Genomic DNA, 21,891 nt, shown 5'->3' with positions numbered 1-21,891 from the left:
TAAACATGAATGTCAATGGACAGGCGTCTTACGTTACCCCCTTCCCGTCAGCAGACTCTTCTATAGCTCCTCCTGCTAGCGAGCCAGTCATTCTGGACGAAAAAGCAAAGGTTTCCGAACCCGGAGAACCCAGACGCCTGAGCACCAGAAAAACAGCCTTGCCCCTGTCAGACAGTCGCCCCCCCTTGCGGAACAACCGCAATTCACTGGTTTTTATTGACGGAGATATTGACCGACAGGCATTGCTGCAACAGCTCCGCTATGACGCAAAGCAACGCAGTCAAGATCAACATCCGGGCAAGCGCGTTTTTTATATCAGTAGTCCGGGTGAACTGGAAGACCAGGGTTTACTCAGTACCCTCGTCTTTACCAATGGCGAAATGAAAAAGGAAGACGGACGACTGTTTGGCGAACACTCTTTAACCCTCGCCATTGACCTGACCAGAATGACGGCCGGGCAGATTGCCAGTCTGAATGACCTGCTGGATACCCCGCCTCATTTCCGGGGGCGGCCGGTGGGCAAGCCTATTCGCCTGGTGGCAATGATGGACGATGCCACCAGTCAGACGGTAGGGCCGGACTGCTGGCGCAGACTGAAGCGTTACACGCTGCAAGAAACTATCACAGTTCCCTCTGGAACCCTGGACGACGAGACACTGCTGGAACAGAGCGTTCCGCCTGTGGGGGATAAGCCCGGAGGAGGGGCGGAGGTTGAGTGTTTTACAGAAAATGACTGGCGTGAAAAGCTGTTTGGAGGCGTTCAGATAAATCGCCAGGGAGGGATTGATTACGTTGAAGGCAGGCTGGCTCAACTGAAACCAGGCGAACACCTGACTTTGAAAGATGCACCCTGGGAGAATCAGGAATTCACCAGTACGCTCTCAACGGCACTTCGTGAAGGTGGGTTTGAGGCTAACGGGCAGTGGGTTGCTCTCCCCGACGGCCTGAAAATGCATCGCTCAACCACGACGACAGAGGCCATTGAGGCGCAATTAAAGCGTTATGCGACAGAGGCTGACCTGAAGGCCACCTACGTCCTGGTCAGCGCAAGCAATGTTGAGATATTGAACAGAAGCACGGTATTAAACGACGAAGGTTTTTGTGTCAGCTACAACCCCCTGGAAGAACTGGCAAAAGGCTGCGAGCAGATTGTCATTAACGAAGATTTACCTGAGTCCCAACTCAGATTATTGCTTCATCATTTTGAAAGCATGGATAAAGCCAGCCGACCTGAGCTGGTTGACCACAGAACCAGGCCTCACGATCAATATGTAAAAAGGCAAGATGCCTGGCACTCTGATTGTGAATTTGGCTCGTGTGAAGACTGGGACAGCTTGTTTCAAACCGTTGCGTTAGAAAGCAGACAGCAGCAAAAATTTAAAGTCAGTGATACCGCTTTATTAAAAACGCTAAAAAACAGCCATGAACAAATCCACATTAGAATCCATTGTCAGGAGAATAAAGTAGCCGGTAAAGCTAAAAAGAAACGCTTTTTTTTAGAGGAGTCTCCCCCTTATTTAATTATTCATGGACGAAAAGTCATATTATCCAACAAAGATATCAATATTAAACTTTCAAATAGCGAGTGCATATCGTTTGATAAGGATTTTTCTCCTGTAGAAAAAACTATTTCAGATGCTCTTAGCCATCTTACAAAAATGTCTAAAAAGTGCACTGAGCTAAAGCTGATAAATCCCGAATACACTCCTCCTACAGCACACTTCAGACTTATGCAAAGTCCGTCTATTGTTGGCAAGCCCGACCTTAATACTGATCCTTTACTGCGCGTCTATGCCAATCCTCGTCGTGACAATCCTCATAGATATGGCTTTTTGAAAACTCATATTAAACAAGTAAGCCCTTATCCGCCAACCTGGGGGTGGTTTTATCGTAAGGACAGGGAGCAGTTGATGGCGCAGTGGGGCAATTCTTTTTTTAAAGGTTGTCAGTTAACTCCAAGAGCCGATAAGGAGGCTCTGCAACAATGGGTTCGGGAACACTCTTCTGCCACGGATGAGGATATTCTTAAAGACTTCTGGGTATTAGCCCAGCATTGCCCCTCCGGGGCTTTTCCTTCTCTTAAGGAAAATTATTCACAAGACCTCAATGAGTTGAGCCATGAATGTCTTGATACTCTTAAAAGGTATCTTGTGGGGGCAATTGACAATGATCAGGAGAAGGAGCAGTGGGCAAAAACACTGGACGTTGATCTTTCCTCGGTTGTTGACTTGCATTATTACCACAAAACTCGCATTAAACAGCTTCGTTACTGGATTATTGCCAATGATCTGGATGTTCAGAGCGATATAACAATATTTGAACAGCTCGAAAAGGTTTGCACGCTTCTTGATGATAAATCAGTGTCTGAGCCGGACAAGCTCTCCAGAATCAAACAGATTCTTGAAGACGTTTTAAAACAGCCGCTGCTTCCGGGCTTTGAAGATTTTCCCAAGGCTCTGCTTGATGGAGAAAATCACAGCCCCTCACGGCAATCGGGTCGAATGGCCAAGCTGATTCAGGACATTGTGTCCTGCCCTATGATTTTTCTGATGGGAGAAGCCGGTTCCGGTAAAACGTGGATGGCTGAAATGGCAGCTTCAATGGTGTTTTTCGGAACGAAACGACCTGATCCGCCTTTTGTAAGGATAACCATTGGCCCCCATACCACCTATGAGGATTTATACGGTCGGCAGGTCATTAAGACGGCTCCTGATGGGAATGTCTACAGTACCTTTGAGAAGGGTCCCTTACAAAAGTGGGCTGAAAATCCCAACCCTCCGGTACTGGTTCTGGATGAAGCCAACCTGGGAGCCGATGCGTTATTCGAGCCGTTAGTAGGGTTAGCAGGACTTTGTAGTATTCCCCACCTCAGCATAAAAGGGGAAGATACTAAGGCGAATGGAAAGCTCCGCATTGCTATGACGGGAAATCCAGACACCTACAAGGGACGAAAACTGGATCCCAGTATCAGTAAAAGACTGCAGTTTATTACTTATCCCCCCATGGATGCGCAACTGCTCATGCGTTCCATCATCTACCCTGACCTGCCCGGGGAATGGGGTAACCCCCTGAAATGTCACGCCTGCGGCGTGATTCTGGCACAACTGAAGCAATATAAAAGGCTGTTGCCGAATGAGGTGTTTGGCCCACGGGATATTAAGGATCTTCTGGCGCATAGCGATCTCACTCTGACCCATGCTGATCCTGAGGATAAAGTGGCAATGAGCCCGTCAAAGATCAATTCGTTGATTCATCGTGCCTTTGAGGAATGCCTTGACAAGATGGTACCTGAAGAGCAACAGGAGGCTCTTTCTGCACTCAGACTCTGGCGGCAGGCGCAGTTCCCCGCTGATGATTCAATACTGAAAGGGGTTGACGACCGGTTTGCTGCCTTTATCTGCTCCCTGGCCAAAAACCAACCGGAGGTGGATATAGCTACCGGTTCTGTCACTGCTTTGGTGAAACAGTACTGGCTCATGTTGGAAAAGAATGAGGGGCGTAACGGTGTCATCGTTGAAGGCCCGGCAGGGTGGGGAAAGGATTTTATCCTGACCTGCGTTTTAGAGGAGTGGAACCGGCAAAAGGCACTCAGCAAGGAAAATCATAAAAAGGTCTCTTACCAGCACATCAATGCCAGCCTGAATGACTGGGATCATCTGGTTAGGGTGGTTGAGCAGGCCATGAAGAACGGCACCATCGTAGTGGTCAGCGAGCTTAACCTGATTCCTACGGCTAATCTTGAAGGCCTGTTTAACGGGCTCTTGTGCGGGGATGCCGCTCCCGGCTTCAAGCTGATTGCCACCGTGAACCCCAGTGATTTTGAAGGCAGGGAAGTCTTCAGTCCCGCCCTTAAAAACCGTTGCACTCAAATTAAACTAAGCCCTTTCAGCGCTCAGGATATCCGTAGCGTGACTGGACGAATGGCATCGTCGGCTCAACTGTCGGAATGGCTGGCAAACCGTTTCATCGCCCTGGAGCGGATACTGGAGGAGAAAAAACTACCCCTGAGACCTTCTATGGCGGATCTGTCCCAGCTGGTGCCGTTGATGAACCAATGTAGTGTCAGCCAGTGGGAAGTCCTGTTTCAACAGCATTTTGTCCTGGAACTTCAGCTGGCACAGGTCACGATGTCTGACCTCAACAGCTCCTGCTCTGTAACGGATGCAGTAAAAGCGATTGATACCATGACCGTGAAGGATGTCAAAGGACCCGGATCCGGTGAGCGTATCGATATGGCTGATTTATCCACTTTGTCCGATTTACCGAAATACCTTGTCGATATGGATACCGCTGATCAGGCAGGGCTGAATGATGTCAGTTTCAGCATGCCCGACAGTGTTTATGCCCTTCAAAAGAATGCTCCTAACTATATAAAAAGCGTCAAGCCATCCGGGGCTAAGCCGAAAGACCGGTCAGCATCTGGAACAAACTATCAACTTGATGGTGATGTCTTGAGCGGCAGCCCTAGGGTCGGTGGACCCGGTAGTTTCACGACCTTATTTTCCAGCTATTTCTATCCTCAGCGCAGTTACAGACATGACTTATATCAGCTCAATGTTGATCAATGCTGGCAGCAGGATTTGATTGATCCAAAGGATAAGGGGATGACGATGGTTTCTGCGCCTGCCTGGGAAACAGGGCAGGCTCTTGAGGATCTGGACGCTATCGAAGCCACTTGCCAGTTTCTTCTCAGTAACCAGTGGCTGGCTCTGCCGGGATTAACGCCAAACGACCAGTTACAAGGCATAGAGTGCCGGGAAGGCTGGAAGCTAGAGGTTGCCCGCAGTCACTCAACCGGACAATGGTTAGTGCGGTGTCCTACTCCAATGGAACAGGGCTGTGAATCCGTTACCATTGACTTTAAGGTGATTCCCGATGCGGCTTATAACAGGCTTCCTGATGGCGGGACGGCATTTGAATTATCACAGGAACTCATCAGCCAGAATACCCGGGAGTGGCTGGATAACCACATTTTTAAACGACCGCCTGGTGACGGTTGCGCCAGTTTTGATGAACTCTGCCATATAAAGCAGCTGGGCTCGCCTTCTGAACAGATACGGGCGCTGGTGAAGTGGTGTAAATCTTTTTCTTATACTGAAAACCTGCCTGGTTCTGGTGCTGAACTGTTACTGAACATGATCAGGCGCAAGCAGGGGGTTTGTCGCCATCGGGCAGTAGTGTTTGCGCTGCTCGCAGGGTACCTGGGCATCCCGACACGCATAGTGCAAAATGATTGCCACGTATACGTCGAAGTCAGTCCGGATAATGGGAGACATTGGTATCGGGTGGATCTTGGTGGGGGACCAGGCTCTGATACCACTCCACCTGCTGATTTTTGCAGGCGGCCTTTAGCCAACAGACTCACCAGCCGGGTTATTCGCACTGGTAACTTTTTACTCAACACAACACAGGGCTATCGGTCACCTGACTTGAAGAATTTCAAACCGGGACAGAGGACTGTAGTGGGTAAGTCCGGGGAGTGCCAGCCTCAGGACTCTTTAACCAGTGCGGTAATAGGGGAAGATATGCTAAACCCCGATACGGCAGAAAGTGTTTTAGCAGTAACGGAAGACGTAAGAAAAGCTGAACGAGCCCTGAAGTGTAAACATTTCGTTGACAGCAAGGTGGAAGCCTGGCTGGAAGGTATGCCGGCAGAGCCAGAATTAAATGCACCTGCTATAGATTCCTGTACCAGGCAAACTCAGCTGGTTAAGCTGCTGTCCGATATCCAGACCACCGACGCTGCAATGACGGAACAGGAGGCTACACAATTGCAGGGCCTGCTAAAAAGCTTTCAGGATGCCTCCGACGCTGAAAAGCGATATGCCTGCGCTCAAATGTTGCACTTCCTGTCCTCCAGGCCTTTTGCGCTTCTTCTTACGGAACAGCCTGAGTGGGCGTCATTGCTCGATATGACCCTGGCTCTTGATAACACGCAGGGGCAAAACAAAACCAACCTTTTAATGGTGATAAAAAAATGGTCCCGACACGACTTTTTTGCAAAATCACCATTATGTGAATGGGTTAGTTCGTATCTGAATCACCCGGATTACCACTACAACACGGCAGACTATCTTGATGTTCTGGAGAGAATGAAGACCGATTTCGCGACGCAGCGGCTAAATGATTTTTATGGAAGGGAGCTTGCCGGAGAACAGCAATGGCAGAGCAGCATGGGTGACCAGAAAGACAATAGCCTGATCAGAGTCAGAGGAAACTCGCAGATTCTTAAAAGACGGCTTCAGGAAACCGGGCTGGAGAACAGTTGGCAGCATACCTATTCCAGCAAAGGGCTTTCAGTCACCCGGATGGCCCTGGGAGAACCCTGTTTCAAAAAGACAACAGAAGGTGAAAGCCGGACAACAAAACCCGCTGTTGTGCATCTCGATGCCGCCGTTCTGTGGGAGTTGAGAAACCTGTACCTTGCCTGGAAAAACGGACGGGAAAACAGGGGCGAACAACAGGGAGGTTCCGTTTCATCAGGTACTCGCAGCACTGTCGTAACAGCCAGTGAAGCGTCGTGGGAGAGCAGCTATCAAGCAGCGCCAGGCCATGTGATGGGTGACGAATCTCTGATCTCGTTCGGGACTGAAGACAAGTCGCTCAGCGTCGAAGCCGGGGTTGGGATAAAACAGGGGCGGAGTGACGAGCCATCCCTGGAGCAGGAGCTGGAACGTTTTTTCCAATGGCTTGCCATCCAGGATACCAGTACAGAAGGGCGGTGGCTGTGCTCAAGCCCCTGTCAAACGGAAGAAGGAAAAACGATTAAAGCGGGTTGCTATCAAACACCGCCCGGCGTTACTGATATCAGGGCATTATATCGAGATGCTGACAAAGCAACGGAAACACTGCTGGATCAAAAAAGAATCAAAGACCTGCTGGGGCCATCGGCCACTCTTCTCCAGGGTAAAACGCTGCAGAATCTGTTTAAAGAGTACCTTGTCAGGCGTTTCCAGGACTCAGGCAGCTGAGCGTTCATTTCAAAAGAACAACCAGGGCTGAAGCTTTGCTGGAGGCAGGGTTGATGGTTTTGATGCGTGCCCCGGAGACCCACTGCTGTAGTGGGTTCCTGCCTCACATGACTTCCGCTTAGCATTCCTCTGAACTTGCCAGGCTTTTTGCTGTCAAACCCTCTGTTTAATGGAATAACGGCAAACCACGTCAATGTAGGTTTGCAATGAACAGGGAGAGTAAACATGAATGTCAATGGACAGGCGTCTTACGTTACCCCCTTCCCGTCAGCAGACTCTTCTATAGCTCCTCCTGCTAGCGAGCCAGTCATTCTGGACGAAAAAGCAAAGGTTTCCGAACCCGGAGAACCCAGACGCCTGAGCACCAGAAAAACAGCCTTGCCCCTGTCAGACAGTCGCCCCCCCTTGCGGAACAACCGCAATTCACTGGTTTTTATTGACGGAGATATTGACCGACAGGCATTGCTGCAACAGCTCCGCTATGACGCAAAGCAACGCAGTCAAGATCAACATCCGGGCAAGCGCGTTTTTTATATCAGTAGTCCGGGTGAACTGGAAGACCAGGGTTTACTCAGTACCCTCGTCTTTACCAATGGCGAAATGAAAAAGGAAGACGGGCGACTGTTTGGCGAACACTCTTTAACCCTCGCCATTGACCTGACCAGAATGACGGCCGGACAGATTGCCAGTTTGAATGACCTGCTGGATACCCCGCCTCATTTCCGGGGGCGGCCGGTGGGCAAGCCTATTCGCCTGGTGGCAATGATGGACGATGCCACCAGTCAGATGGTGGGGCCGGATTGCTGGCGCAGACTGAAGCGTTACACACTGGAAGAGTCAGTCACTGTTTTTCCCGGGATGCTGGACAACGAGACACTGCTGGAACAGAGCGTTCCGCCTGTGGGGGAGAAGCCCGGAGGAGGGGCGGAGATTGAATGTTTTACAGAAAATGACTGGCGTGAAAAGCTGTTTGGAGGCGTTCAGATAAATCGCCAGGGAGGGATTGATTACGTTGAAGGCAGGCTGGCTCAACTGAAACCAGGCGAACACCTGACTTTGAAAGATGCACCCTGGGATAATCAGGAATTCACCAGTACGCTTTCAACAGCACTTCGTGAAGGTGGGTTTGAGGCTAACGGGCAATGGGTTGCTCTCCCCGATGGCCTGAAAATGCATCGCTCAACCACGCCGACAGAGGCCATTGAGGCGCAATTAAAGCGTTATGCGACAGAGGCTGACCTGAAGGCCACTTACGTTCTGGTCAGCGCAAGCAATGTTGAGATATTGAACAGAAGCACGGTATTAAACGACGAAGGTTTTTGTGTCAGCTATAACCCTCTGGAAGAACTGGCAAAAGGCTGCGAGCAGATTGTCATTAACGAAGGTTTACCTGAGTCCCAACTCAGATTATTGCTTCATCATTTTGAAAGCATGGATAAAGCCAGCCGACCTGAGCTGGTTGACCACAGAACCAGGCCTCACAATCAATATAAAGAAAGTCCCGATGTTTCTAAGGGTGAGAATTTTAAAATTGGCTCGTGTGAAGACTGGGACAGCTTGTTTCAAACCGTTGAGTTAAAAAGCAGGCAGCAGCAAAAATTTAAAGTCAGTGATACCGCTTTATTAAAAACGCTAAAAAGCAGCCAGGACAAAGTCCGAATTAAAATTAATTTTCAGGACAATGAAGTAGCCGGAAAAGCTAAAAAGGAAGGCTTTTTTTTAGAGGAGTCTCCCCCTTATTTAATTATTCATGGCCGAAAAGTCATATTATCCAACAAAGATATCAATATTAAACTTTTCAATAGCGAGTACATACCGTTTGATAAGAATATTCTTCTTTTGGAAAAGGCTATTTTAGATGCTCTTCGGCATCTTAAAAAAATGTCTGAAAAGTGCACTGAGCTAGAGCTGATAAATCCCGAATACATTCCTTCTTTAGCACACGCCAGACTTACGAAAAGTCCGTCCATTGTCGGCAAGCCCGACCTGAATAATGATCCTTTACTGCGTGTCTATGCCAATCCTTATCGTGACAAACCTTATAAATACGGTTTTGTCAAAACCCATATAAAACAAGTAAGCCCTTATCCGCCAGCCTGGGGGTGGTTTTATCGTAAAGACAGGGTGCAGTTGATGGCGCATCGGGGCAAGCCTTTTTTTAAAGGTTGCCAGTTAACTCCCAGAGCTGATAAGGAGGCTCTGCAAATGTGGATCTGGGAACACCCTTCTGCCACGGATGAGGATGTTCGTAAAGACTTCTGGGTATTAGCCCAGCATTGCCCCTCCGGGGCTTTTCCTTCTCTTAAGGAAAATTATTCACAAGACCTCAATGAGCTGAGCCATGAATGTCTTGATACTCTTAAACGGTATCTTGTAGGGGCAATTGACAATGATCAGGAGAAGGCGCAGTGGGCAAAAACACTGGACGTTGATCTTTCCTCGGTTGTTGACTTGCATTATTACCACAAAACTCGCATTAAACAGCTTCGCTACTGGATTATTGCCAATGATCTGGATGTTCAGAGCGATATAAAAATATTTGAACAGCTCGAAGAGGTTTGCACGCTTCTTGATGATGAACCAGTGTCTGAGCCGGACAAGCTCTCCAGAATCAAACAGATTCTTGAAGGCATTTTAAAACAGCCGCTGCCTCCGGGCTTTGAAGATTTTCCCAAGGCTCTGCTTGATGGAGAAAATCATAGCCCCTCACGGCAATCGGGGCGAATGGCCAAGCTGACTCAGGACATTATGTCCTACCCTATGATTTTTCTGATGGGAGAAGCCGGTTCCGGTAAAACATGGATGGCCGAAATGGCAGCTTCCATGGCATTTGCCGGAACGGAACGACCTGACCCGCCCTTTGTAAGGATAACCATTGGCCCCCATACCACCTATGAGGATTTATACGGTCGGCAGGTCATTAAGACGGCCCCTGATGGGAATGTCTACAGCACTTTTGAGAAGGGGCCCTTACAGAAGTGGGCTGAAAATCCCAACCCTCCGGTACTGATTCTTGATGAAGCCAACCTGGGAGTCGATGCATTATTCGAGCCATTAGTCGGGCTTACAGGTCGTAATGGCATTCTCCATCTCAGCATAAGAGGGGAGTATATTAAGGTGCGTCAAAAGTCCCGCATTGTTATGACGGGAAATCCAGACACTTACGGGGGACGAGAGCTGGGCGCAAGCATCAGTAAAAGACTGCAGTTTATTGCTTATCCCCCCATGGATGCGCAACTGCTCATGCGTTCCATCATCTACCCTGGCCTGCCCGGGGAATGGGATAACCCGCTGAAATGCCACGCCTGCGGCGTGATTCTGGCACAACTGGAGCAATATAAAAGGCTGTTGCCGAATGAGGTGTTTGGCCCACGGGATATTAAGGATCTTCTGGCGCATATCAATCTCACTCTGACCCATGCTGATCCCGGGGATAAAGTGGCAATGAGCCCGTCAAAGATCAATGCGTTGATTCAACGTGCCTTTGAGGAATGCCTTGACAAGATGGTATCTGAAGAGCAACAGGAGGCTCTTTCTGCACTCAGACTCTGGCGGCAGGCGCAGTTCCCCGCTGATGATTCAATACTGAAAGGGGTTGACGACCGGTTTGCTGCCTTTATCTGCTCCCTGGCCAAAAACCGACCGGAGGTGGATATAGCTACCGGTTCTATCACTACTTTGGTGAAACAGTACTGGCTCATGTTGGAAAAGAATGAGGGGCGAAACGGTGTCATTGTTGAAGGCCCGGCCGGGTGGGGAAAGGATTTTATCCTGACCTGCGTTTTAGAGGAGTGGAACCGGCAAAAGGCACTCAGCAAGGAGGATCATAAGAAAGTCTCTTACCAGCACATCAATGCCAGCCTGAATGACTGGGATCATCTGGTCCGGGTGGTTGAGCAGGCCATGAAGAACGGCACCACCGTAGTAGTCAGCGAGCTTAACCTGATTCCTACGGCTAATCTTGAAGGCCTGTTTAACGGGCTCTTGTGCGGGGATGCCGCTCCCGGCTTCAAGCTGATTGCCACCGTGAACCCCAGTGATTTTGAAGGCAGGGAAGTCTTCAGTCCCGCCCTTAAAAACCGTTGCACTCAAATTAAACTAAGCCCTTTCAGCGCTCAGGATATCCGTAGCGTGACTGGACGAATGGCATCGTCGGCTCAACTGTCGGAATGGCTGGCAAACCGTTTTATCGCTTTGGAGCGGATACTGGAGGAGAAAAAACTACCCCTGAGACCTTCTATGGCGGATCTGTCCCAGCTGGTGCCGTTGATGAACCAATGTAGTGCCAGCCATTGGGAAGTCCTGTTTCAACAGCATTTTGCCCTGGAACTTCAGCTGGCACAGGTCACGATGTCTGACCTCAACAGTTCCTGCCCTGTGACGGATACAGTAAAAGCGATTAATACCATGACCGTGAAGGATGTCAAAGGATCCGGATCCGGTGAGCGTATCGATATGGCTGATTTATCCACTTTGTCCGATTTACCGAACTACCTTGTCGATATGGATACCGCTGATCAGGCAGGGCTGACTCATGTCAGTTTCAGCATGCCCGACAGTGTTTATGCCCCTGTCTATAAGAAGACAGCTAACCGGTTGACAGTTGCTTCGCAGCCTTCCTCAAAAAGCGTTAAGCCAAGGTACAGGTCGTCGCCTGCAACGATCATTCAACTTGACGGTAATGTGATCAGCAATGATGGAGGCAGCTTGAGGTGCGCGACCTTATTTTCCAGCTATTTCTATCCTCAGAGAAGTTATAGAACAGATTTATATCAACTCAACGCTAGTCAATTCTGGCGGAAGGATTTGATTGATCCAAAAGATAAGGGGATAACGATGGTTCCTGCGCCTGCCTGGAAAACGAGGCTGGCTCTTGAGGATCTGGGCGCTATCGAAGCCACTTGCCAGTTTCTTCTTAGTAGCGAGTGGCTGGCTCTGCCGGGACTAACGCCCAACGACCAGTTACAAGGCATAGAGTGCCGGGAGGGCTGGAAGCTGGAGGTTGCCCGCAGTCACTCAACCGGACAATGGTTAGTGCGATGTCCTACCCCAATGGAACAGGGCTGTGAATCCGTTACCATTGACTTTAAGGTGATTCCCGATGCGGCTTATGACAGGCTTCCTGATAGCGGGACGGCATTTGAATTATCACAGGAACTCATCAGCCAGAATACCCGGGAGTGGCTGGATAACCACATTTTTAAACGACCGCCTGGTGACCACTGCGCCAGTTTTGATGAACTCTGCCATATAAAGCAACAGGGCTCACCTTCTGAACAGATACGGGCACTGGTGAAATGGTGTCAATCCTTTTCTTATACTGAAAACCTGCCTGGTTCTGGTGCTGAGCTGATACTGAACACGATCAGGCGCAAGCAGGGGGTTTGTCGCCATCGGGCATTAGTGTTTGCTCTGCTTGCAGGGTATCTGGGCATTCCGACACGCATAGTAAGGAACGATTGTCACCAATACGCCGAGGTCAGCCCTGATAATGGGAGACATTGGTATCGGGTGGATCTTGGTGGGGGACCACGCGAGATCATTCCCCCCGCTGTTTCTTGCAGACGGTCTTTAATCAACAGAGTCATCAGCCCGATTGTTACCATCGGTAACTATTTACTCAACATAACACCGGGCAATCCATCATTTGATTTGGGGGCTTTCATACCGGGGCAGGCTATAGTGGCTACCAATACAGAGCTTGACCCGGAAAACGTGCAGGCAACCGGGGAGCGCTTGCCTCAGAACTCTTTGACCGGCACCGTGGCAGAGGCTGATGCGGGCAGCCCTGATACGACAGAAACTGTTTTAACAGTAACAGAAGGCGTGACAGAAGGCGTGGGAAAAGCTGAAAGTGCCCTGAAGCGTAAACATTTCGTTGACAGCAAGGTGGAAGCCTGGCTGGAAGGTATGCCGGCAGAGCCAGAATTAAATGCACCTGCTATAGATTCCTGTACCAGGCAAACTCAGCTGGTTAAAGTGTTGTCCGATATCCAGACCACCGACGCTGCAATGACGGAACAGGAGGCTACACAATTGCAGGGTCTGCTAAAAAGCTTTCAGGATGCCTCCGACGCTGAAAAGCGGTATGCCTGCGCTCAAATGTTGCACTTCCTGTCCTCCAGGCCTTTTGCGCTTCTTCTTATGGAAAAGCCTGAGTGGGTGTCATTGCTCGATATGACCCTGGCTCTTGATAACACGCAGGGGCAAAACAAAACCAACCTTTTAATGGTGATAAAAAAATGGTCCCGACACGATTTTTTTGCAAAATCACCATTATGTGAATGGGTTAGTTCGTACCTGGATCACCGGGATTACCATTACAACACGGCAGACTATCTTGATGTTCTGGAGAGAATGAAGACCGATTTCGCGGCGCAGCGGCTGAATGATTTTTATGGAAGGGAGCTTGCCGGAGAACAGCAATGGCAGAGCAGCATGGGTGACCAGAAAGACAATAGCCTGATCAGAGTCAGAGGAAACTCGCAGATTCTTAAAAGACGACTTCAGGAAGCCGGGCTGGAGAACCGTTGGCAGCATACCTATTCCAGCAAAGGTCTTTCAGTCACTCGGATGGCCTTGGGAGAACCTTGTTTCAAAAAGACAACAGAAGGTGAAAGCCGGACAACAAAACCCGCTGTTGTGCATCTCGATGCCGCCGTTCTGTGGGAGTTGAGAAACCTCTACCTTGCCTGGAAAAACGGACGGGAAAACAGGGGCGAACAACAGGGAGGTTCCGTTTCATCAGGTACTCGCAGCACTGTCGTAACAGCCAGTAAAGCGTCGTGGGAGAGCAGCTATCAAGCAGCGCCAGGCCATGTGATGGGTGACGAATCTCTGATCTCGTTCGGGACTGAAGACAAGTCACTCAGCGTCGAAGCCAGGGTTGGGATAAAACAGGGGCGGAGTGACGAGCCATCCCTGGAGCAGGAGCTGGAACGTTTTTTCCAATGGCTTGCCAGCCAGGATACCAGTACAGAAGGGTGGTGGCTGTGCTCAAGCCCCTGTCAAACGGAAGAAGGAAAAACGATTAAAGCGGGTTGCTATCAAACACCGCCCGGCGTTACTGATATCAGGGCATTATATCGTGATGCCGACAAAGCAACGGAAACACTTCTGGATCAAAAAAGAATCAAAGACCTGCTGGGGCCATCGGCCACTCTTCTCCAGGGTAAAACACTGCAGAATCTGTTTAAAGAGTACCTTGTCAGGCGTTTCCAGGACTCAGGCAGCTGAGCGTTTATTTCAAAAGAACAAGTAGCATCAACACCGGACAAACGAACTTCACATACCAGGGCCAGATTTTCCAGAACAGGCTTTGCGCCATGTCCGGGCAACCTTTTTTCAGCTCATTCAGCAGGCGATCCCGTTGCAGAACCCAGGTCAGCATGAGTCCAAACAGCAGGGCTAAAAGCGGTTGCCCGTAAACCGTTGTCAAGGTGACTACCAGGCCAAAAAGCGCTTCGAAGTTCAGGATAATAATGGCTGATACCACTGACACGGCTCCACCAATCACGATGGACACTCTTGAACGGCCATACTTCAGCTGTTCACAGACAGTATTAACCGGGGCTTCCAGCATGGAAATAGCTGACGTCAGGGCAGCGATGGTCATCAGGGTGAAGAACGCTATGGCAACTATAGAACCAGCATTCCCCATGCTGTTGAACAGGGTGGGGAGAACGGTGAACACCAGTGTGTCAGAATCCAGCAAAGTGCCACTGGCTGCATAAATAGTCACGCCGTTTGCCTGGGCAACCGTCATGGCGGGTATAACCAGTAATCCGGCCAGCAGAGCGACGCTGGTATCCAGAACCGTTACCATGGCAGCGGTTTTCGGAAGGCTCTCTTTTTCAGACAGGTAACTGCCGTAAACCATAATGGCGCAGACACCCAGCGACAGTGAGAAGAAGGCCTGCCCCATGGCGCTAACCAGCAAAGAGGGTTCAAGGATATGGCTGAAATTCGGTTTCAGATACATGATCAAGCCTTGTTCAGCTCCCTCCAGAGTCATGATATAGGCAACCAGGCCAAGCAACAGAATGAACATCATAGGCATCAGTTTTTTTGACCAGCGCTCAATACCGTTGCTGACACCTGCCCGTACCACATGGATCGTCAAAGCCATAAAAGCCACCATGGCAATCAGGTTGAGTGAGGTAGAAAAGCTGGTTAGCCAGCTGGCCAGTCCGGGCATTCCTGCCAGTTTTGCCAGAGGTTCCAGTGTGAAGGCCAGAAGCCAGCCGGAAATAATGGCGTAGAAACTGATAATCAGGGATAACGTGACAATACCGGCAATACCGACAACTGTACCGGTCTTTTTCCAGAAAGGTTTATCGGACAGTGACCCCAGGGCTGCCACCGGGTTTTTCTGTGCCATACGGCCGATTGTCATCTCAGCCACAAGCATTGGGTAGGCCAGTACGACCACCATCAGCAGGTAAACCAGAATAAAAGCTGCACCACCATGATCCGCGACCTGGGTTGGAAACCCCCAGATATTGCCAACCCCTACGGCAGAGCCTGCCGCAGCCATCACAAAGCCGAAGCGTGATGAAAAGGCAGAACGGGGAGGAGAACTATCAATTGAATCGGCACGATCATTTTGAGTTTCTGCTAAGGGCATATTTTCTTTCTTTGTTCCGGTTTTTTAGAAATATAGACTTGTCATTGATTAACGTTGGTAGAATTGCCTATAAAACCCAACTCGTCTCTTTCGGTAGACATTAAGCACTACCTGATAAGCATAGCTCCATCAGTGATAAGGCAATCTACACACCCAGCTTTGCTGGCAGCCATTGAGCAAGTCGGACGCCTTGTCAGAGAATAATTTTTATAAAAAACGCTTTTTTCTTAATACTAATGTCATATAACTCCTCCTCGTTAAAAAGCCTTGCCAACTCTTTTTGCTGACTCTCGCAACTGCCTTTCAACAAATTGTCAATGGGAAAAGCGAATCTCCTTTTTAAGCCTTGCTCTGCAAATGGTTTAACGGCATGAACTTCAATCGCTACTACATTATTATTGTTAGCCATAACAGGTTGACTGGTGTCTGTTTCGCAAGGAGTAACCTGTAATTGAAACCCTCTATATCTACTACCGCGATCATGACAATTTTCCGTATTTCTATTTATTACAGATAGTTCATAAATTTTACCTTGATGCGTTCTTATTTTTGTTTTCTGAAGTACTTCATTATTGCGGGCATAATATCTGCTATCAAATTTAAGCGTAAAAATCTCTGTTGGATTTGTTGTAACCGTCGGTGGTGCAAAACTGGTTTTTGAAGGCTTATCTACTACTGGTTTATCGTTATATAGTTGCAGCAGAGTACCAAAGGCTTCACGCTTAACCATTTTTGCGTGTGGTGTCTGGAGAGCGTCTTCTAGTGCCACAATCTGTCTTCTTTTTAAGTTGACTGAACCGATTTGGGGCAAAGTTGATTTTACGTCAACTTCCGGGCATTCTTTTTCGTGATCATCTAATTCTCCGCGCTTGATTTCAGAGCAACAGCTTGAGCAGGCCACAACTGATTCGGGGCAAAACTTTCTCTTGTGCTCATCAATGGTTAACCGGTTACCTTTATAGTCACAAGCACCGCAATCGAGGGGGGTGCATGAAGTAACGTGTTTTTCAAGGTCGCGCTTTTCAACGTATAAACCGCAGCCTACAGGACAGATGTAGGGAAAGCCTTGAATTGGGAAAGTGGTCGGTTCTTCCGATCTGTCCTTCAGGTCACCCTCTACTCTGCACGATGGGCAATCTTTCATACCGGCGCGGTAGCAACTCCGGCAGAAAAGGTGTTTTTCTTCGCATATAGAATATGGTTCTTTAGGATATTCCAGACAAATAAGACAAATTGGTGCTAACTCTGTAGGATATGGTTTTTTAAGAGTCAGATTGAAGGTTCTGCCACCTATAACGAATTCTTTTTCTCCTACTACAGTAGGATTGATTAGTAACTTCTCATTTTCTTCTGCCGCAGTTAAGCCACTCCCATCGACTCCTGATACCTTCTGACTGCAAACTCCGTGGTTGCAGAGCGAGCAATTATTGCCTTTTGTATGTACCTTTTTTCGAGGTGGCTCATCCCCTTCGTCGCCTTCCTGATTAAGCCCCTCATAGCTCTGAAATGCTATATTTGTGTGGTTGTTACGACTCTCTCTGAATTCTTGCCCGCCTGCGGCTGCCCGGGCTGCGTTAGACTCCTGTTCTCTTTCATGTCTGCCTTGATGGGGTACCTGCCTGCCATCATACCGGCTTGAAAGATCAGCTGAAAACATCTCCCGGAATTGATGCACCAGTGCTTTAAGACCGGAAATCAGAGACTCAGTTTGTTGAGTTGGCACGTTAATGTCGTCTGTTTCTGACTGCAACTGTTGTACCAGCCGTCTTTTCAATGCCTGGTAAACCAGCCCCGTGGCCGTATTTTGCCACCGGTCATAGAACAGGACTTCTTCGTGCGTTAACTCGCTGGAAACAATAAGAACGCTCTGGTAATCAGTGCCTAAGGGGTATTGAGACAGTGCTTGTTTCAGGGCATCATCACGCTGCTGCAGCTCCTGCTCATCACTAGCCAGCGATGCCTTCAGGAATGACAAAAGACCCGGGGAGCCCTGATGGTTTTCCGTTATTCCGGCTGATGATGTCTCCAAATCATTCAGGTGCTCAAGGTCAGCTTCAATCAGCATGATTCTGTTATCAAGAATCCGGGCCAGGTCGCCATGGCCCAGAGCTATGGCCTGCTGTATTTTTTTCCGGAGGACTTTTAACAGTCGTAGTTTATTTTCCTGATTCTTCGTGATCAGCTCTTCCGCTGAATCCTGCGCCGGATACTCACTGTCGTCATAGACCATAACCAGCGGCTCAGCATCGGGTTCGGCATCGAAGGAATAATGAGTGCTGTCATTATCGTCACCATCACCGCCACTTCCGGAAGCCACCAGACCACCAGTGACAATACCTGCAATGTCATTCAGCGCCTCAGTATCCAGTAGTGCGAGATAGCTTTGCGTCTGGATGTTGATCAGCTCTTCGTACAGAGAAGCCAGGCTGGTGCCCCGGAGAATGTCGCTCCGGGTAATGACTACCCGCATAGATGCATCGCTGACAGAAATAGCCACAGCAGGATAAGACGGTTTTTTAACAAGTTGCTGCCAGTTAGCAATCGCCCGCTCCAACTCTCCCTCAAGCCTGTTTCTTTTTCTGTCGTTCACCTCTCTGGAAAAAGAAGCATCAGGAATCAATCTGTTTTTTAACAATGCTTCTAAAACGGATGCCTGGGAAGGTGATTCCGTCAGCCACTGGTTTTTGTGGCTCCATACATCTCCGGACCTGCCTGAAAAAACAACACCGGCGCTTCCGACAGCTGATAAAACGGTTGACAGGAAATAGAAAAGTGAACTGGCAGAAGATGGAGTGAAAACCGCTCTGTTATCGTCAACTGTCTTAAAATACACCTGACGACTGTCTGTTAAAAACGCCTTTCCAAAAGAACCTGAAGTTAAATTGCCGAAGGTTTCACAGACAACACTGTCGGAGGCAGCAAGAAGCCGTGAACTGTCAAACAGGGTGGCCAGGAAAAAGTAAATAAAAAAAAATGGAAATATGGTGCGCACGAATAACTTAGAATTCTTCAAGTTCGGTCTCCTTGAAATCAAGATTATTCAGATGGCTTTGAAGATGATTCGAAAACAAACCCGATGGCTTAAAACAATGAGCATCTACATCATCCCAAAATACAGAGCCAAGAATAGCATCAGTCTAAAATGACGCATTCAGAAATGTCCAACCTCCAAAATCCAGTTCTTGGTAATTACTCAATAACCCCTACATTGACCACATGGAAGCCAGCAAGAAGGGTATTCAATAACATCCGCCAGTCTCGGAAACGAACCGGTGCCGTTTAACCTGTCTGTCAGATAATCCCAAAATGAAAGACCATGCTGGCGACACGTTTTCTTCAGGCTGGCAAAGGTGTCGCGACATTGCCACCCACCATCACTTCGTGTCCGCCATTGATCTTGCGCCGTTTCACATGCTCCCTGATCTGGCTTTCACTGAGATTATTGTGCAGTGGCAAACACGGGTCATCTAAAACCAAAAGCAGCTCTTCCTTGATGACTGCCAGACCATATACACCCAGCTTTGCTGGCAGCCATTGAGCAAGTCGGACGCCTTGTCAGACAAGAATTTTTATAAAAAACGCTTTTTTATTATCCTTGATGTCATTTAACTCCTTCTCGTCAAAAAGCTTTGCCAACTCTTTTTGCTGACTCTTGCAACTGCCTTTCAACAAATTGTCAATGGGAAAAGCGAAGCTCCTTTGTAAGCCTTGCTCTGTAGATGGTTCAACGGCATGAACTTCAATCGCTACTACATTATTATTGTTAGCCATGACAGGTTGACTGGTATCTGCTTCGCAAGGAGTGGCCTGTAATTGAAACCCTCTAGTTCTATAAGGAGAAATCTTCAAAAGATAGTTTAAAGACAGTTCATAACTATTACCTTGAGACGTTCTTATTTTTGTTTTCTGAAGTACTTCACCATCAGGGGCAGAAAATTTGCGATCAAATTTAAGCGTAAAAATCTCTGTTGGATTTGTTGTAACCGTCGGTGGTACAAAACTGGTTTTTGAAGGCTTATCTACTGCTGGTTTATCAGTATATAGTTGCAGCAGAGCATCAAAGGCTTCACGCATAACCGTTTCTTCGGGTGGTGTATGGAGAGCGCCTTTCAGTGCGACAACCTGTCTCCTTTTTAAATTGACTGAACCGATTTTGGGCAAAGTTGCTTCTACGTCAACTTCCGGGCATGTTTTTTCGTGACCATCTAACTCCCTGCGCTTCATTTGAGAGCAACAGCTTGAGCAGGCCATAACTGATTCGGGGCAAAACTTTCTCTTGTGCTCATCAATGGTTAACCGGTTACCTTTATAGTCACAAGCACCGCAATCGAGGGGGGTGCATGAAGTAACGTGTTTTTCAAGGTCGCGCTCTTCAATATATGAACCGCAACCTATAGGGCAGTCGTAGGGCAGTTCTTGAATTGTGACAATGAGCGGATCTTTCGATCTGTTCGCCAGGTCACCCGTTGCTCTGCACGATGGGCAATGTTTCATATCGGCGCGGTAGCAACTCCGGCAGAAAAGGTGTTGTTCTTTGCATATGGAATATGGCTCTTTAGGATATTCCTGACAAATAAAGCAAGTTGGTGCTAACTCTGTAGGAAATGGTTTTTTCAGAGTCAGATTGAAGGTTCTGCCATCTATAACGAATTTTTTTTCTCCTACTACAGTAGGATTGATTGTTAAGCTCTGGTTAACTGGCGCTAAAGACTCCATTTTTAATTTTCCCTGAATTATTTACTATTTCTGATCCTGTTTGATATGGATTCTTTGAAAAAGTTCACTAACGCAAGTTATTAATATTTCTTTCTTATGCTAACAGGGTTGACAGCCTGCCTTGAGTGACAGGAGAAGCCAGAAGTAATGTCGAGGTATTGTTGAGGAGGGAAGTACAAAAGAATAGCCGGAATACGTACAAGTACCTGTTTAGCGGATGGGACTACTCGGTCAATATTACAGCGTTCTTCTACAATGGGTGGCTATTGCCCCTTTTTACTGGTATTGCAGACATGTTTTGTTCAGAAAGTCGATGCGATATCAGTGCAAAGGGGTACTGTTTACCCTGATTACCGATGTCTGGAGTTGAAATGAAAGCCGATTTTATTGCAGGGCTGCGTCAACAGCTGGAAGACCTGAAACAGGAAGGTCTCTACAAGCACGAGCGGGTTATTACTACTCAGCAGCAGGCTGATATTAAGGTTACTACCGGCGAGGAAGTGATTAACTTCTGTGCCAACAACTACCTCGGGCTGGCAAACGCCCCTGAGCTGATTAAAGCTGGTCAGGAGGCCCTGGATAAGTACGGCTATGGTATGGCGTCGGTGCGTTTTATCTGCGGTACTCAGCCAGTTCACCTGGAGCTGGAAAAACGCATTTCTGAATTTCTGGGTATGGAAGAGACCATCCTCTATTCTTCCTGCTTTGATGCCAACGGCGGGCTGTTTGAAACACTGCTGGGATCAGAGGACGCCGTTATCAGTGATTCCCTGAACCATGCCTCCATCATCGACGGTATTCGCCTGTGTAAAGCTAAACGTTTCCGCTATGCCAACAACGATATGGCTGACCTGGAAGAGCAGCTTAAGGCAGCGACTGAGGCGGGCGCCCGTTACAAACTGATTGTTACCGATGGCGTCTTCTCCATGGACGGTGTGATTGCCAACCTCAAAGGAGTCTGCGACCTGGCCGATCAGTACGGTGCCATGGTGATGGTAGACGACTGTCATGCTACGGGTTTTGTTGGTGAAAACGGTCGTGGTACTCATGAACACTGCGGTGTTATGGGTCGTATCGACATTCTTACCGGTACACTGGGCAAGGCTTTGGGTGGCGCGTCCGGTGGTTATACATCCTCCCGTCATCCTGAAATTATTGAATGGCTGCGCAACCGCTCCCGCCCCTATCTGTTCTCGAACACTCTGAGCCCAACCATTGCCAGCGCTTCCATCAAGGTGCTGGATATGCTGGAAGAGGGGGCAGAGTTGCGTGAACGTCTGCGTTTCAACACCCAATATTTCCGTACAGAGATGGAAAAGTTGGGCTTTAACCTTGCCGGTAATGGTCATGCGATTATTCCAGTGATGCTGGGTGATGCGACGCTGGCGGCTAAATTTGCAGACCGTATGCTGGAAGAAGGCATTTATGTGGTCGGCTTCTCCTTCCCGGTTGTACCGAAAGGTGCTGCCCGTATTCGTACCCAGATGTCCGCCGCCCACAGTCAGGAACACATGGACAAGGTGATTGCAGCCTTTGCCAAAGTAGGTCGTGAGCTTGGCGTTATTGCCTGAGGAAAAG

7 protein-coding genes are annotated in these 21,891 nt (G+C 48.6%); 3 read left to right on the top strand and 4 right to left on the bottom strand.

Annotated features, from left to right (window positions below):
• Window positions 1–5: 5 nt before the first annotated feature.
• Both NX720_RS16400 and NX720_RS16395 read left to right on the top strand, forming a co-directional pair.
• Window positions 6–6,971 carry an AAA family ATPase gene (locus NX720_RS16400; protein WP_262595961.1) on the top strand — a complete coding sequence of 2,322 codons (6,966 nt, stop codon included), beginning with the start codon at window positions 6–8 and terminating at the stop codon, window positions 6,969–6,971.
• Between the two features lie 225 nt (window positions 6,972–7,196).
• The gene (locus tag NX720_RS16395; RefSeq protein WP_262595960.1) at window positions 7,197–14,207 is read left to right on the top strand and encodes an AAA family ATPase; all 7,011 of its coding nucleotides are present in this window, start codon (window positions 7,197–7,199) and stop codon (window positions 14,205–14,207) included.
• Between the two features lie 4 nt (window positions 14,208–14,211).
• Here the strand turns inward: NX720_RS16395 and NX720_RS16390 are convergent, their stop codons facing one another.
• The 4 genes from NX720_RS16390 to NX720_RS16375 form a co-directional block, all read right to left on the bottom strand.
• Window positions 14,212–15,597, bottom strand: coding sequence for a sodium-dependent transporter (locus NX720_RS16390; RefSeq protein WP_262595959.1), 1,386 nt, complete (start codon window positions 15,595–15,597; stop codon window positions 14,212–14,214).
• A 193-nt stretch (window positions 15,598–15,790) separates the two neighbouring features.
• Window positions 15,791–18,610, bottom strand: a complete 2,820-nt coding sequence (locus NX720_RS16385; protein ID WP_262595958.1) for an RING finger protein — start codon at window positions 18,608–18,610, stop codon at window positions 15,791–15,793.
• A gap of 323 nt (window positions 18,611–18,933) precedes the next feature.
• Window positions 18,934–19,074 carry a hypothetical protein gene (locus NX720_RS16380; RefSeq protein ID WP_262595956.1) on the bottom strand — a complete coding sequence of 47 codons (141 nt, stop codon included), beginning with the start codon at window positions 19,072–19,074 and terminating at the stop codon, window positions 18,934–18,936.
• A gap of 78 nt (window positions 19,075–19,152) precedes the next feature.
• Entirely contained in the window at window positions 19,153–20,313 is a 1,161-nt protein-coding gene (locus NX720_RS16375) for an RING finger protein (protein ID WP_262595955.1), read from the bottom strand.
• A gap of 371 nt (window positions 20,314–20,684) precedes the next feature.
• Between NX720_RS16375 and NX720_RS16370 the strand changes: the two genes are divergently transcribed.
• A complete protein-coding gene (locus NX720_RS16370; protein ID WP_262595954.1) occupies window positions 20,685–21,884 on the top strand; it encodes a glycine C-acetyltransferase in 1,200 nt (399 codons plus the stop codon).
• Window positions 21,885–21,891: the final 7 nt, after the last annotated feature.

The organism is Endozoicomonas euniceicola (assembly GCF_025562755.1).
In the GTDB taxonomy this organism is placed as follows: domain Bacteria; phylum Pseudomonadota; class Gammaproteobacteria; order Pseudomonadales; family Endozoicomonadaceae; genus Endozoicomonas_A; species Endozoicomonas_A euniceicola.
Note: the sequence above shows the minus strand (reverse complement) of the source record. Positions and strands in the feature narration are given on the sequence as shown.